The sequence below is a fragment of the Fictibacillus terranigra genome, assembly GCF_030412265.1.
GTDB classification, from domain to species: Bacteria; Bacillota; Bacilli; order Bacillales; family Fictibacillaceae; genus Fictibacillus_C; species Fictibacillus_C terrinigri.
In genome coordinates, this window is sequence record NZ_JAUHLN010000005.1 from 88,664 (window position 1) to 104,603 (window position 15,940).

General features: G+C 37.5%; 15 protein-coding genes. 3 read left to right on the forward strand and 12 right to left on the reverse strand.

Features of this window, described 5'->3' with window-relative positions:
• Positions 1-23 precede the first annotated feature (23 nt).
• The 7 genes from QYF49_RS20440 to QYF49_RS20470 all read right to left on the reverse strand — a co-directional run bounded on the left by QYF49_RS20440 (position 24) and on the right by QYF49_RS20470 (position 6,907).
• Complete coding sequence (locus QYF49_RS20440; RefSeq protein WP_290401446.1) at positions 24-1,514, reverse strand: M81 family metallopeptidase; 1,491 nt, start codon at positions 1,512-1,514, stop codon at positions 24-26.
• A gap of 14 nt (positions 1,515-1,528) precedes the next feature.
• Complete coding sequence (locus tag QYF49_RS20445; RefSeq protein ID WP_290401447.1) at positions 1,529-2,434, reverse strand: alpha/beta fold hydrolase; 906 nt, start codon at positions 2,432-2,434, stop codon at positions 1,529-1,531.
• A 61-nt stretch (positions 2,435-2,495) separates the two neighbouring features.
• On the reverse strand, positions 2,496-3,725 hold the full coding sequence (locus tag QYF49_RS20450; protein WP_290401448.1) for an MFS transporter: 1,230 nt from the start codon (positions 3,723-3,725) through the stop codon (positions 2,496-2,498).
• Between the two features lie 122 nt (positions 3,726-3,847).
• Positions 3,848-4,069 carry an amidase family protein gene (locus QYF49_RS20455; RefSeq protein ID WP_290401449.1) on the reverse strand — a complete coding sequence of 74 codons (222 nt, stop codon included), beginning with the start codon at positions 4,067-4,069 and terminating at the stop codon, positions 3,848-3,850.
• Positions 4,066-5,352 (reverse strand): amidase, encoded by a 1,287-nt coding sequence (locus QYF49_RS20460; RefSeq protein ID WP_290401450.1) that lies wholly within the window; start codon positions 5,350-5,352, stop codon positions 4,066-4,068. Before QYF49_RS20460 ends, QYF49_RS20455 begins: the two co-directional genes overlap by 4 nt.
• A gap of 539 nt (positions 5,353-5,891) precedes the next feature.
• Positions 5,892-6,092, reverse strand: a complete 201-nt coding sequence (locus QYF49_RS20465) for a cold-shock protein (RefSeq protein ID WP_290401451.1) — start codon at positions 6,090-6,092, stop codon at positions 5,892-5,894.
• 500 nt (positions 6,093-6,592) lie between these two features.
• Entirely contained in the window at positions 6,593-6,907 is a 315-nt protein-coding gene (locus QYF49_RS20470; RefSeq protein WP_290401452.1) for a hypothetical protein, read from the reverse strand.
• Positions 6,908-7,170: 263 nt separating this feature from the next.
• Here QYF49_RS20470 and QYF49_RS20475 point away from each other — a divergent pair, with 263 nt between their 5' ends.
• Genes QYF49_RS20475 through QYF49_RS20485 form a run of 3 tightly spaced genes read left to right on the forward strand, consistent with a single transcriptional unit; the run spans position 7,171 to position 10,188 of the window.
• Entirely contained in the window at positions 7,171-7,611 is a 441-nt protein-coding gene (locus QYF49_RS20475) for a MarR family winged helix-turn-helix transcriptional regulator (protein ID WP_290401453.1), read from the forward strand.
• A gap of 15 nt (positions 7,612-7,626) precedes the next feature.
• Complete coding sequence (locus QYF49_RS20480; protein WP_290401454.1) at positions 7,627-9,039, forward strand: sodium:solute symporter family protein; 1,413 nt, start codon at positions 7,627-7,629, stop codon at positions 9,037-9,039.
• A 15-nt stretch (positions 9,040-9,054) separates the two neighbouring features.
• Positions 9,055-10,188, forward strand: coding sequence for a M24 family metallopeptidase (locus tag QYF49_RS20485; protein ID WP_290401455.1), 1,134 nt, complete (start codon positions 9,055-9,057; stop codon positions 10,186-10,188).
• A 692-nt stretch (positions 10,189-10,880) separates the two neighbouring features.
• On the opposite strand, the gene QYF49_RS25870 is transcribed toward QYF49_RS20485, so the two are convergent.
• The 5 genes from QYF49_RS25870 to QYF49_RS20500 all read right to left on the reverse strand — a co-directional run bounded on the left by QYF49_RS25870 (position 10,881) and on the right by QYF49_RS20500 (position 15,753).
• Positions 10,881-10,964, reverse strand: a complete 84-nt coding sequence (locus QYF49_RS25870) for a putative holin-like toxin (protein ID WP_354005863.1) — start codon at positions 10,962-10,964, stop codon at positions 10,881-10,883.
• 436 nt (positions 10,965-11,400) lie between these two features.
• Positions 11,401-11,628, reverse strand: a complete 228-nt coding sequence (locus QYF49_RS20490; RefSeq protein ID WP_290401456.1) for a hypothetical protein — start codon at positions 11,626-11,628, stop codon at positions 11,401-11,403.
• Between the two features lie 31 nt (positions 11,629-11,659).
• Complete coding sequence (locus QYF49_RS25875; protein WP_354005864.1) at positions 11,660-11,731, reverse strand: DUF5370 family protein; 72 nt, start codon at positions 11,729-11,731, stop codon at positions 11,660-11,662.
• A gap of 711 nt (positions 11,732-12,442) precedes the next feature.
• The gene (locus QYF49_RS20495; protein WP_290401457.1) at positions 12,443-12,805 is read right to left on the reverse strand and encodes a hypothetical protein; all 363 of its coding nucleotides are present in this window, start codon (positions 12,803-12,805) and stop codon (positions 12,443-12,445) included.
• Positions 12,806-12,963: 158 nt separating this feature from the next.
• Positions 12,964-15,753 carry a DUF3289 family protein gene (locus QYF49_RS20500; RefSeq protein ID WP_290401458.1) on the reverse strand — a complete coding sequence of 930 codons (2,790 nt, stop codon included), beginning with the start codon at positions 15,751-15,753 and terminating at the stop codon, positions 12,964-12,966.
• Positions 15,754-15,940: the final 187 nt, after the last annotated feature.

A 15,940-nucleotide genomic window follows, 5' to 3' on the forward strand; every position in this document is an offset into this window, starting at 1 on the left:
TACATCTCTCACTTCGAATAGGGTTATGCCTTTGTTGTCTGCTTTCTATAATCTTGAACGGAGTCTAAAGGAAAGATCGGCCGATTGATTCGTTCATAATGAAATGACGAAAAATCACAAGTGCTTAAACCAGGTGAATCGACAGTAATAATTTTCTTTGCGATGGACTGGAAGGCAGCTCGAAAGTGCTGACTTGATTTTAAGGCTACAATTTTGTAATTGGCTACATCGATTCCATGAAGCAAGAAAATCTGCTCATCAAAGGTTTGGGCTCTGACGGAGCACACAATAATATCGACATTTGCGGCTTTTAATCTCGCGGATTTTCCAAGATTTACTTTTAATCCTCGCCACATGGGAGAAGATTGAAAAAACTGGCCATCCGATAAACTCTTGACATATACTTTTAGAGGCAAAGGTTCTCCGTGTAATAAATCGGTTTTGCCTCCTAATTCTACATCGATATATGACCCTACCCCTATTTGATGGGCCAACTCTGCTACTTCAGGATCATAAATAAATCCAAAGCACGTATTGGGAGCATTCGCTTCAACCATCGCTTTTAATAAAAATGTTCCATCTCCTGGTGTCCCTCCACCTGGGTTATCGGACGTTTCGTTGATAACGATGGGGTAGTCTGCTTTAGATAAAGCCTGTTGAATTCCTTCCTCAGGATTGGGGAGATCTGTTTGAAACTCCATTCTCTTCTCCCAGATCGTTTTGGCTACCTCGTTCCCCACTTGTTGAGCTAATAAAGGTTTTCCGTTGGTAATGGTGACTACGGAAACGCCAACATCAGGAATATCGGTATAAGGGAACCCGTGGAAGAACGTGCAATCCACCACATCCTGTTTCTTTTCCCATTCCCAGCAAATCTCATTGATATCCTTGGCTGGAGAATGATAGGTTGTGGAGGTGGGAATCATAAGCGGTAGCTGTTCTAGATGCATAACAGGTTCTATTTCGCCTTGAATAATTTGTTCTAATAACTCAATGGCTTCCTTTCCTCTTACATGAGAATCCGTATGGGGATAAAAATGAACGCCTAAAAGGGCATTGGCTTCTTGCACCATTAATTTTGTTACGTTGGCATGCAAATCTAATGTTATAACAATAGGAATCTCATATCCTATGGAACGCCTAAGAGCCTTTAGCAAAGACCCCTCTAAGTCGTCCACTCCTTCAGCAACGCCAGCCCCATGTAAAGCAAGACAGATTCCGTCTACGTCTCCTGCATATTGGATGCTGGTGATTAACTCGTTCTCTAATGTTTCATAGGTTTCTTTCGTGATCATGCCTGACGGCCCTGTAAAGGTAGAAAAGGCAGGTGCGATTTCGATACCAAGCTGGTTGCATTTATCAATCATGCCCCCTACGTAATCATCAACCCCTAAATGTCTTTCAATAATTTTCTCCTTATAATCCCATTCCCAGCTTTTAAAACGTTCTACTGTCGTTGCCACATTAGAGAATGTATTTGTTTCATGAGCAATCTGCCCTATCGCAATTCTCATACAGTAACTCCTCCCTACATAAAATTTTGTACAGTATAAATCAACCTTTTTTCCACGAACGAAGTAACGGTTGAAATAAAATGTTTGTATTCATCTTTAATGACGTTATGGCTGCTTTTTTCGAATATCACTAACTCGTTATCTGGAATTTTTTCGGCAAGTACAAAAGACTCTTCTACCGGCGTAATCCAATCATGACGGCCTGCTATTATCAAAGAAGGACATTTAATAGATTTTAGTTGTCCGATGACATTATACGTTTTTAAGAATCCTTTAAATCCTGCATTTAAAGCTTTAAAAGATCGATTCGATCTTTCATAAGCTTCTGTTCTTTTTTGTAGTTCTAGTTGAGTAGGTTTTGGATTAAATGAAAATGAATATAAAGGTTCCATTACTTTGTAGTATTCCGTTAACTGTTCTTGGGAGTCAAATTCTCCGTTCCAGAGGATTTGTGCCATTTTTTGCTGTTCGTTGGTCCCTTTTTCCGACACAATTTTCTTTGCTTTTTCAATAAAATTGAAACTAGGTGATGTTGTGATCAATAGAAGACTGGAAACGTTTTGAGGATATGCAATGGCATAGCTTAGTGCAACCATTCCTCCATACGATTGTCCCATAAGAACAATCTTCTTTAATCCTAAATATTTTCTTAATGCTTCTAAATCCTCTACATTTTGGTTCAAAGTATAGGTCGATGAAGATTGGCATTCAGAAAAACCACTTCCCCGATTATCGATATAGACGAGTTGCATCAAATCGGATAATGGGGTTAAATGTGGTTTGTACACCGTGTGATCTCCTCCTGGACCGCCATGGAGGACAAAACAAGTTGGTTTCTCCCTTAATTTCGGCCCTTCGGGAACGAATCCTGAACCTTCAATATCAAAAAATAGACGTGTATCATTTACAATTGCGTACATTTAGTACACCTCCAAACCGATTACTGTTCACTGTGAGGAGGAGATTGAATTCTCCCCCTTCTTAAATGTTTACTGCTCTTGTTTCTAAGGAATTTTTTGCGTCACCTAAAGTTAAGCAAGCAATAATGGAAATAAGGGAGGAAAAAATTAAAAAGAAGAAGGCCGCATCATAGGATCCATTAAAAGCAGTGATTAAATAGCCCATGACCAATGGAGAGACAAAGCCAGCTAACTGACCACCAAAATTGACCATTCCTGCTGCTGATCCCATTACTGCTGTCGGAAGAATTTTTAGAGGTAATGACCAAATCCCTGCGAACCCTGCATATAAGAAAAAAGCTGAGAGTACTTGATAGATAATAGCTAATTCAATTGAAGGTGTTTTAAACATTAAGTAAAGGAATAATGCTCCGAGTACTTCTACAATAATCGCAAAATATTTTTCTCGGTTAATAAAATACTTATCTACTAACCAACCTCCTAAAATCATCGCTACTCCTCCAGCAAAGAATGGTAATGAGGCAACGAATCCGGCCTGAAGTAAATCTAAATGACGAACTTTTAACAAGTAAGAAGGTAGCCAGGAAGCAAATCCCCATAAAACCACATCCAATCCAAACCAGGCTATGACAAGTTTCCACATCGTGGGTGTTGTCAATAAATCTTTTATGGAAATTTTTTTCCCCAGACTTTGACTCTTATCGTTTTCTGTTTGATTTGGCTTCTTTAGAACCAAACCATATACAACCACAAGGACCAATCCAACTAATGCAATGACAATAAACATGTGTCGCCATCCCAGCCACAGCATCATTGGTGCTGCAACCAGAGGAGCTACGGCAGCACCAAATGCGTTGGAAGATAACATACCGGACTGTGCCTTCGCTCGTTCGGCTTTTGGAAAATATTCGGCAACTGCTTTTGAACTGGCTGCAGGGAATCCGCTTTCACCAACTCCGAAGAAAAAGCGGATGACGAGCAAAGAAGCCAATGACCATGCAAAGCCCGTAAACGCCGTGAACAATGACCATGCAATAAGTGATACAATCATGACTCTTTTTGAACCGTACTTGTCTGCCAAAAAACCTCCTGGAATTTGCATTAAGGCATAACCCGCAAAAAAACTGCTAAGAACAATCCCTAACGATGCAGCACTTAGATGAAGGTCATCACCTATGGCTGTTAGAGCAACACTCATTACCATACGGTCTAAATAAGCAACCATCCATCCTGCAAAAAGAATAAAAAGGATAAAAAACTTATTCTGAGAGAACTCGCGCAAACGCCCCATAATATACCCCCCTAATGATTTTAAATTAACCACGCGGTTTGATTTAAGCAAAAACAATGGAGTTCATATTCTTTTTTTAAAAATTTGAACAGAATTTGTGTTTCGGCAGGAGAAGAGTAAATCTAACTTCTGTAGGATATTTGCTGAAGGTCTAAGGGGCGATTTTTACAAATGTCATAGATATGATTCCAGGGTTTTAGTTTTTCAAATATAGCACTAGCTGTTATGACATCGGTATCTGCGTAACGTTTTCCGATGATTTGCATTCCGACGGGAAGTTGGTCTGCAAGCCCTGCAGGTATGGATGCACATGGATGACCCGTAAAATTGGTGAGGTATGTCATACACCATCCATTAATGAGTCGATTTCTTCACCGTTAATTTGACTCGGCCCGACGGTGTTTCCAGCATGGCCGTTTTCCGTTGGGAGGGATGCTACAGTTGGTGTGATTAATAAATCATACTTTTTAAATACGCTTTGAATCTTGTCATAAATGGTAGTACGCATAATTTGATCTTGGTGAACATCAAGCATGTTCATCTGGTAAGCTTTCTCAATCCATTCAAGATACTGAGGAGGCAAATCTTCTCGATGATCCTTTAATAAATCAATTCCCTTACTTTTATAATTTTCGAATATGGAAATAGACCCTCTCATTACGACTCGATTAAAGAGTTCGCTTAACTCACGTTGATCGTAAGGAATACCAATATCCACTTCTTCAACGGTAGCTCCAGCCTGCTTGAATACTTTTACGGCTTGGGCAACGGTTTGAGCAACACGACTATCAACCGGGTAAACGTCAAAATTTGGACTGTAAGCAATTCGCCAATCTTTGATAGAACCCTTTAATGCCGAAAGGAAGTCCACTTTTTTATTTAGACAATAAGGATCCCGATCGTCATATCCAGTTAACATGTCAAGACTTAGTGCGGCGTCTTCGACAGTCCGAGTGAGTGTTCCCTCTGATGAGAAAATGTACGTTCTAAAACCATCAGGTCGTCCTAGGAAAGGAACGCGTCCTCCAGAAGGCTTAAAACCATAAATTCCACACCATGCGGCTGGGATTCGAGTGGATCCACCGGTATCCGATCCTTGAGCAATGGGAACAAGACCATCAGCCACTGCAGCGGCGCTACCACCAGATGATCCTCCTGGATTTCTTCTTAAATCGAATGGATTTCGTGTAGGTCCAAACAAGTAATTATCTGTCACCCCACGAAAACCTAAAACGGGACTATTCGTTTTACCTAGTAAAATACCACCTGCCTTTTCAAAACGTTCCCCATAAGCACAATAATGGTTTACTACATTATCTTTAAATGCTCTGACGCCCCCAAAGGTAGAAATCCAGCCGGGCTTCGCACCGAACAAATCTTTTAAAGCAGAGGGCACACCATGAAAAATGCCAACATTTTCTCCGGCTAGTAAAGAACGTTCTGCCTCCTTTGCTTTGTTCAACGCGTCTTTATAACCAAAGTAGACAAAGGCATTTAAACTTTTATTTCTCTCCTCAATACGACTGATAAAGGCCTCTGTCACTTCTACAGGGGAAAATTCACGGTCTTTGATTTTAGAAGCTATCTCACTTGCAGACATAAAGGCCACTTCATTATGAGAAATCATTTAAAACCTCCAACTAAAAATTTAAATCATACTGGATAATTCAATCCCCTATAACCCCCTTTTAACTTTTTGAAGTGTCAACTTCAATAAAAAAGTAATTTGAAGTTTAAACTTTACGCATTAAAGTTTAAACAATTTAGAAGATTTAGTCAATTACTATTTTATTTTGTAGAACGTCGAAACGAATTGTTCGTTTTGGGTGAACCCTAAAAAAAAAGGCGAGATTGGAACGGATTCTTCCAAACTCGCCTCTTTCTATAATTTGAACCAATTTTATTTGAATATGTAACTTTCTCCTTTTGATCAACATGCCAGTTCATTTAATAATTACTGATTTTAACAAGCATATTCTTGTTGATACAGTATCTTACCCTATTTTTAGAAAAAATCATGAAATCTTAAATTACTATGTTATACTTAGTTAAACCATTTACTTACTTGTACAATTTACCTGCTCTTGCGTTGAGCGGGTTTTTTAATGCACTTTATTAAACAAAAAAACAGATCCTTTTAAAAAGGACCTGTTTTTATTTAATTTATTATGCTTTTTGAACGTTTGCAGCTTGAGGTCCACGAGCACCTTGCTGAACGTCAAAAGTAACTTTTTGACCTTCGTCTAATGATTTGAAACCTTCAGATTGGATAGCAGAGAAATGAACGAATACGTCCTCTTCACCTTCGCGTTCGATAAATCCGAAACCTTTTTCTGCATTAAACCATTTAACTGTACCTTGTTCCAAAATTATTTCCTCCTAGTGCGTTAAACAACACAAAATGTTACAATTCTTGCCCAAAGTGATCACCCAGATGAAAAATCGAATACTTAAACTTCTTTTACACCGAACAAAAATAATCCTTTTTTATTCTAACAGAAATTAGAAGAAAAAGCTATTTTTAAGAAAATAAATAATATTTAAAACCAACGTGAAGTATGACCTTCGTTTAACCTCTTCCTTCTAATTGAGACAGTAAAAGAACAGAAGAGCCCTGGTATCTAAAACAGATGGAGCTTTCTCGATGGTTTAAACATTGTTCCTTTACATCTATATTCCTGACAGAGGGTTCTTCCTGTCCAACGCAAAAATTATTTTTCTTTTCTTTTTCATTTTTCATACATGAAGGTAGAGTAATTAAGTTGCTCTCATTAATAACTGCTTTTTTAATGTTTCTTACTAAATACGATAAGACCGAAAAGAAATATATTTGGGAGCATTAAGCTTACGTGTTGCCATTCTCACCTTCAAAATTCCAAAACCGTGTATGCGGCAATACTTTTATCCCATTGATCTAAATATGAATTTAGGATACGGCAAACGTTTTGATAATTAAGCCGAAAATGAGCTTTTCTTTTCCCCGTACATCCTTCATACATAATCGTTTCTATAAACTGTCCTTCACTCAGCAATTCCACGGTTTCGTAGACAATTTTTGTTTTTTTTCCTTTACGATCCACAGATGATCCATTGACTTGAAAAACGAATTGTTTCTTTTGATTATCCCGTTCTTCCAACCAACGTAATATCCGTTTTTGCATTTCGTCTCGCACCATTTTCATCACCTTCTCATTGGTGTATAGGAATTTAAAGTGTTCATTCAAAGCATACATGCACCTTACATTGTTTTACCAGAAGAACACTGGCTATTTGCATACATTGTAATTGAAAGCGATAACAATTTCAATAACACCGAGTATTCTACTACCGAGTGACCGATATTCCTTAGCCATTTGATGGTCGCTTCGGTTGACAAAAGCAACAATTTACAATTATTATTGAGTTAATATTCATAGTTTTCTGTAAAATTTGGGAGATTTACTTAATGAATGCTGAAAAAATCCGGAAATTCAATCGTTTTTATACCCGTGTACTTGGTCTTATGAATCAATATACAGATAAAAGCAAGTTCACTTTACTAGAAACTCAGCTTTTATATGAAATCAATAGAAATAAGGGGTGTTCAGCCAATGACTTAATCAATTTTTTTCAATTGGACAAAGGTTATTTAAGCAGGGTGTTAAAGAAGTTGGAAAGCCAAAATGCTGTGATAAGACATTACTCCTCTGAGGATAAAAGAAAAATCAAACTGTACCTTACCAATGACGGAAAGAAAGAGTTAGATGATCTTATTGCATTATCCAATTGCTATGTTTTAAGCATGGTTGACCAGATTCCTGAAGAAGAACAACTAAAACTTATTAAAGCCATGGAACAAATTGAACTCATACTGACTGAATTTGTGGATCAAAAAAGAAACAAATAACAGGAGGTATTCATTTTGGCCAATTATATCCATATCACTGTTGTCGCTCTGTATCTTGTTTTTATGATTATTATGGGAATGTATTATGCTAAAAAAGAAGTAAAAACAAGTGAGGATTTTATGGTGGCAGGCAGAAGGCTTCCGAGCCTGGTTCTCATCGGCACTTTATTGGCCACATGGGTCGGTTCCGGGACTGTTGTTGGCGGGGCAAGCTTTATTTACCAATACGGACCTTTTGCTGCGTTAATTTATTTTGCCGGTGCGCCCCTTGGCATTATTGTTCTTTATTTTATCGCTGACAAAGCTCGTGTCCGTGCCAAATACACAATCCCAGAAATGCTTGAGATTCGCTTCGGCAAAAAAACACGACTCATTTCTGCCGTTTTTATTTTACTCGCTTATGTGGGGATTACGTCCTATCAGTTTATTGGTGGAGGCTATGTTTTAAATATCACCACCGGCATGCCAGTTGAAGTCGGAACTATGATTACTGCTTTTATTGTTATTTTCCTTGCGACTACCGGCGGACTTTTCTCAGTCGCTTATACGGACTTCCTAAGTTCCTTTCTCATTGTTTTTGGCTTTCTGATCGGTGTCCCCCTCGCACTCTATTTAGCAGGCGGTTTTGAAGGTCTTGCCCAAAACATTCCTGAACAAAAACTAACTTGGAATGGTGGCCTTACCACTGCTCAAATCCTTGGCTTCTTCCTACCCACTTTCTTGCTTATTCTTGGTGACCAGAATATGTACCAGCGTTTTTCAGCTGCAAAAGATCCCCAAAGTGCCAAAAAATCTACCATTGGTTTTTTTCTAGGTGATGTCCTCATTGTCATATTGTCGATTACATTAGCGACATGCTCCATCGTTTTATTTCCAAACATTGCACCAGATACAGCGATCCTGGAATTGGCAGCAAAAGGTTTTCCTACCGTTATGGGTTCGCTCATTTTAGCCTCATGCGTGGCTTTTATAATCACAACAGGTAACTCCTATCTGTTGTCATCTGCTGGAAATTTGGTGTACGACTTAATTAAATCGTTTAAGAAGGATGCTGTGCCAGAGGAAAATCTTTTAGGTTTTAACCGGATAGTCGTGATTATTCTAGGCATATTAGCTTATGCGATGGGTCAGTTTTTCCCGTCTGTTTTGTCAATCCAGATGTATTCCTACACGATGTACGGCGCAGCCATTACACCTACCATAATAGCCAGCTTTCTATGGAAAAGAGCGACGACCGCAGGTGCAATATCCTCTATTATCACAGGTGGACTAGCCACTCTTTTTTGGGAATTGGTTCTCGGCAAGCCGATGGGTTGGAACAGCATCCTTTTTTCCCTGCCGCTTTCAATCCTTGCTCTTATTGTTGTCAGTCTGTTTACCATTAATAAGCCCCAACCGCTTGACCAAAATACAATTTCCATAAAATAAGAAAGGTGATGAAAAATGTTGAACATCCGAAATCGAGTTGAAACATTCAGAAGCTATCTTGAACGTGGGGGCATGGATGCGGCAGTTATTATGCTGCCCGATCACCAATATTATCTAACTGGTTTTAAAGCACTGATTTATTCGCGTCCTATTTTCCTTATTATAAATAAAGAAAGATCAACGCTTGTTGTTCCTGGTCTTGAAGAACTCCATGCCGGAAAATCAGCTCACGTAGAAGAAGTCAAGGTCTATTATGAACACCCTGAAGAATCACAAACACAGCATATGAGTTTAGTAGAATCTGTTGTTAAAGGAAATGCCAAAGGTTCCACGATTGGCCTTGATTTTGCAAACGCACCAACAAGCCTTTATCGAGCATTGACATATTGGGGCTACCAGGTGAAGGATGTAGGTCAGGAGTTAGTACGGATGCGGTATGTCAAAGAAGAAGAAGAAATTGCCTTGATGAAGAAAGCGGGAGAACTGGTTAACCTCGCATTGGAAACCTCATTAAAAGCGTGTGTAGAAAACGTCAGTGAACTCGAGGTGGATGCGAAAGGAAATGCTGCTTTGTACGCAAAAGCATCAAGGGATTATCCAGGATCCACACTCGATACGATTGTTATGTCGCCTTCAGGAAAAGAACGGACGATTCTTCCCCATGTTTTCTCGAACACGAGACGGTTTCAAATTGGGGACGGAGTCATTCATAGCCGGCAAGTTGCACTGAATGGTTTTCGCGCAGAGCTGGAACGAACGATTTTTATAGGAAAGCCGAATGATGAACAGCAAAAGATGTTTGATCTGGCAACAACAGCTCAGAAAATGGCGCTTGATTTCATAAAGCCAGGAGTTTCCGCTTCAGAGGTGGACCAGGTTGCAAGGAATGTGTTCCAAAAAGCCGGCGTCGCGGATTATGCCGTTCACCGGACAGGACACGGCCTCGGGATTTCTGCCCACGAAGAGCCTTATATCCGTTTTGACAATGATTTACTCTTAGAGGAAGGCATGGTATTCTGCATTGAGCCCGGAATCTATATTCCCGGAATTGGTGGCTTTAGACATTCCGATACGGTGGTTTTAAGGAAAAACGGAGCAGAATTAATCACACATTATCCAACAGCCATTGATAGTTTGACGTTTGCATAATTGAATAAAAATGTATCCCTTCTTACTGATAAGAGGGGATTTTTTTATATAATTGAAATTGAGTGATCATGGTAATATAATTCTATCCTTTATGTATATATCCCCCTAAAAATAATCTAAGAAGAATGTACTGCTTGTCATCGGAGTTTACTAATCATTTTATAATAATTGTTGGAATCAATATATGAGGTAAATGTGTTGCGTGAAACTGCAAGTTGCCCAACGTTTGACTAAGCAACCTTGTCGTTCTTTTCTATACCGGCAATGGCATATTTAGTTATAAGTCGTTAAGAGGTGACTGCACATTGTTTTTGTACATAAAACGGAAAGGAAGATGGCGTTACAGAGCATGTAATTGGTAAATACGAAGCGTTTTCTGAAATCCAAAGCAAACTGTCAAGAAATTTCCAGATAATATAACCGACCAAAAACCATTCCGATAAGGATATGGGTTATCAGAATAACACCTCCCCTTTAAACATTTTGTAAACAATAATATTTCAAGTGAACCAAATTAGACAAACTTCATGTATCAATTGACTTAGGATATGAAAGATATCTAAAATATCCTTTTTGTTTTCTCCCGGAAATTAATTTTAGTCATTGTGAATCCAATATAAACTGAATAAAAAAACCGTAGGTGTTTACCACCTACAGTCAACTTAAAACTTTTACGTCATTTTATGTTTGGGCTATTTTTTTTGGTGATGAGACAATATTGCGACCACTAAACTTGCGAAGGAAATCATCAAGACAAGTGTCTGGAATATTGTCATCAAGCTCTCCCCCCTTCTAAGTCGAAGTGTGAAGACTAACGAGCCGATTCTATTGTTGGGGTTTAATTATACATGAATTTCTATCTTTAAGATGAATTATGGGAGACATCAACAATTAAATACATTAAATTTGTTACAATAAATTGTTTAAATAAAATAAGCTCAGTACATTCTCACCCGAAAAAAACCTTCACTAAAAAACGGAATGATAGGCGGAAGTCTCGAACGAACAACGACGTGTTTATTATACATAACGTTTTATTTACATTTTATGAGATTAAACGGTGTTATCCCCTACGATATCAACCACAGGGGCTTTAATTCTATTGTATTACAGAAGAATAATGTCAGCCTTAAGTTTTACACACCCACGAAAAAACTTACCGTTATTAGGTAAGCTTTTCCCATGTTAATTTGAGAGTGAACATCTAAAGTTTTATACTGAAACCATCCCATCTTCAACGAGCTGTTTTTGAAGCTCTTTAATAACAATGTTTGATGGGGTTGTTCCCTTAGCCTCGATTGTGGTGCTTTTCATTGACCTTTTGGCTGCAGTTGTACATGGATAGTATACCGAGTGACGGTCTTGAGGAAAAAAAATAAATGGTGGCTTATTCTGAGTTACCTGCTCCTCCGTGCTCACCCTTGCATAGATCGCGATCATTGACACCCTCCCTTCTGTAATTACCTTTAAGTTAGTAGTAATTTTGGTTGATTACACTATATTCTGGTTCAAACCGATATTCATTTCGTTCCACGGCACTCATTGGCCCAATGACTCTCCTTAACCAAGTATATAAACATAACAATTAATATTTCACAAATCTGCTGTTAACAATCTTATAATTCATATTTCTTTTCAATCTAGCAAAAAAAATGCAAGTACGTGCGGGATATTATAGAGCTTGCACTCTGGGATTTGTTCAGGAAGTACAAAACATGAGGAAGAACTGCCCCCTTAACCTCTAAACAATGGATAAACCTACCTGTAGTAACACCCTTAATTTGTTTAAATTAGTTTGATAAGATGAATATAGATGGTTTTCCAACGAATCCCATCAACCGTTGTGTCCCTCGTTTAGTCGGATTTCACTAAAAGAGGGATCTTTTTTTATTATTTTTTAATTTCAACCGATGTTAAATACTTGAGTCATTCATAGTAGCCTACTTTTATGTACTTTCATTAGTTCATTGCAAAAATAAACGGCCGTGAAATCGCGTGGTTATGAGGTTTTTGACCAAATAAAAAATGGGTACCAATTTTCAAATCACCCATAGGATAGAAATACGGAGAGAACAGACGAAAATGGAAGATGAGGCCCCTTCCGGAAAACGTGCTTTTTCCCTCTCTTTGGCACAAGGCAAAACCCTGAATTTAGGCTTATTTGGCCAAATTCAGGGTTTTGCTTGTTTGATGGTTCCGTGAACTACGGGTAGCTTATTTAATGTTGTAACCGGCTGAATATCGTTTTAGTGTATTACTCAACAAGCTGATCCTCAATAAAATGCATCCGCTTCATGACCTTTCCTTCCTCACTTTTATCATAAACATTGTATTCTTTTTGTGGTTCAGCATCTGACCAAATGATCGATGCAATGAGATCACGCTTATGGTGTTCCATCCGATCCGTATTCATGTAACTTTCATCAGGCTGCCAGTCTCTTGGCAAATCGTCACTTTCCCTATAGAAGGATATATAAAAAATCCTGTTTTTGCCTTCTATTACTTTAATTTCACCTTCAACTGGATGATTCTTAATGTATTTTTCAACTAATTCTTTCAAATCTATTAAATTATTGGGTGGATTCAGAATCATATAATGTTTTTTGAGAGTAGCCACTTCTTCATGCTTTCTACCAACGACCTCTTCTGTATTGGCAATTTCGAAAATCTTTGTTTCCCCGCTTGATTCCCCCCCATTCTTTGTACATCCAATTAAGTATAATGGAATGAAGAATATACCAAGAATCAAAACTAAAATTTTTAAATTAACTTTAATTACAATTCCCCCTCGAATGGTATATTCATTTCCATTAAAGAAACAAAGGGCTTATATTTGCCATCATATTCATCATAATGCTGTAAGACAAACCAGGCACGAAATCCTGCTAAGTTGACATACACCTTCTCCACATCTGGCTGATCTAACCCAAAATGATCATATAAACGAACATGCATGACACCTTTAAAATGATTGTTTTCTACTGAAAAATCTTTTACGGATACGGTATTCCCCCAAGTATCATTTACTGTAATTGTAAGTCCGCCTATAATATCACTGTTATTATGAAACACCGGGTAAGAAGCATTATCCTGTATATATTGATAAAATTTATTGGTGTCCTTTGTACTTTTATCATACTGAAGTGCTGCCAAATTACCTCCATTTTTCTTTAACTCATCAACTAATGCATTTTTGACAAATTCAAAATAGGCTTTTGTTGTCTCATGCTCACTCGCTTTTTTAGTTAAAGTCTGATTGCGATACGCTGTACCAGTTCCCTCCTCAAAATGATCAATCATATCTAAAACAACATCTTCCATATCTCCCGTAGAAAATATGCTTGTTGACATTGTCTCGAACTCATCAAAGAGAATACCTGGGAAATAAGATTCAAGTAATTGGAATCTAAACATCCAGTTAATGTCAGTCATTTCATCGCCTGTATAATCATTTGTTTTCATATCATTAGCTACATTTCCATTTTCATCATAGCCTTCTGGTCTATCTGATTGATAAATTACTAAATCGGATAAATCGGAGTACAACGGTCTCGAATCCTCCTTATCAAACTTTCCATCTCCGTCACTATCTTTTCGGTCAGGAAAACTGGTTGGAAAGAAACCTTCAAAATGAATAGTAACTCCAAAAATGTCTACCGTGAATGTTTTGAATGGACCCATTTCTTGCCCATCGGTTAATCCATCTCCGTCAGTATCTTTCATGTTAGGATTTGAGTAGATTATACCGTATGGTGTTTTCATTCCTACAATTTCATAGGTATCGTATAAGCCATCCCCATCTGAATCTTTTGGATCTATCTCTCCATCACCTGAATCATCACTACTAAAGACAATATCCCTCAACTTATCACTTGCAGCTGGATCGTACTCTCCACCTGTTCTCGTTGCAATATTGCGAAGCAGCGTTTCATTTACACCTTGCTTCCTTGAGTAGTCTATTTCCCTACTCCAAAGCTCCAACCATTTTGTCTTATCAACAACCATATATTCACTAAGCTGATTAGTTTCCACACTTATTGTATTCTTACTTGTATCTAACACAGCGTTAAGGCTTTCAAACATTTCCTCATCTTCATTATACCAAATGATGCCTAAATCATTTTCCAATGTGTCTCCTAGCTGCGTTTCATCATAAGTAAGCTTAATGCTTGCTTTATCAACTTCCGATCGAGTATTGATCCTTATAGGAGAACCAATAATACCGTATAAATTAGTTGTTTTATTGACTTTGTTTGTGCTAATTCTAGTCGTTTTATTAATATTATCCTTTGCACTAAAACTAACTTCTACACTTGTAATTTCTGATTTATCCGGCAATGATTTACGAATAGATTGTTCATGGAATTCTTGTGAATCTATGATCTCGTCTTTATCGCTGTCTGCAACATTCGGATTTGTCTTTAAAGCATATTCATCTCCATCACTTAACCCATCGCTATCTGTATCATACTTATTAGGTAATGAATCAAACTGATGTACTTCAAATCCGTCAGTTAAACTATCTTGGTCTGAATCTTTTTTAATCAAAGTTGTTTGATAAACCTGCTCATCTTTATTATTCAGGCCGTCTTCATCGATATCTTCATCTGCATCACTTATGCCATTATGATCTGTATCATATTTTGTTGGGGAAATAAATGATTTAATCTCATATTCAATATTGTCCTTTAATCCATCACCATCTGTATCCTTTATAAATGGATTCATTCCCTCTAAGAATTCCATTCCATCTGTTATAGTGTCACCATCCGTGTCAGAGGTAGAATCAAAGAAGTCTGTGTTAAATGGATAGCCTGCCTTTTCTAGTCCGAATAACACTTGTTTATATGCATTTTGATAGGATTTTGATGCAGGGATAGCTAGATCTTTTTCTAGAAACCCATTAGCCTTTTCAGACATTTTCACAGCATTATTCAAATGAGCTTTTATTCCTTTGTGATCCGTTTGCTCAGAGATATCCGTTAATATGCCAATAGCATTTTTATTGACAATTTTATCCGATAAATAAAAATTAAAGAGTATATCTGAAATTAATACTTCAGTTGGTTCATTAAAATCGTTTTTTGATACAACCCCCCATAGACATACTGTTAACCTATGTTTGATTTTTAAGAGCAAATCACTTTTTAGAACCTCTCCTTTTATATACTCCTCTTGAACTGCCTTTTCATATTGGTTAATCAATTGTTCAAACATATCAAGTTCATTCATATCTTTTTGCTTAAAGTCTCCGGTTTTATCAAATTCCACAATCAGATTGTCTAGTGCATTAGAATCAAACTTAGCATTCGTATCTTTTATGACTGGTGCGAGACGATTTAATTCATTTATTGCAACCTTATCATAGATTTTTGCATCTCTGGTATCCTCATAGAATTCATATTCACTTAACCACTGTTTTACATTTTGCTCACTAAAATTCTTATGTTGTCCTTGATTAGCATGGTTATTACCCTTGGCAACCACTGCTTGCCCAGATCCGCCGAAAACAATTGCAAAGGTCAATAAAAAACTCAACTTACTTTTTACTTTATTTTTCATCATTAAAGTCTCCTCTATAAAATATTAATTTAACCTATAAAAATATAACTATATAGAGAGAAGTGGTATGCATTTACTCTGGTAGATACTTATAAATATGTTGCCGACTTTTATAACGCAATTTTATTTGGTTTAATGATCGAAGATACGTTACCGTGGTTCCCATCCAAAGAAATATTGTCAAAATCCT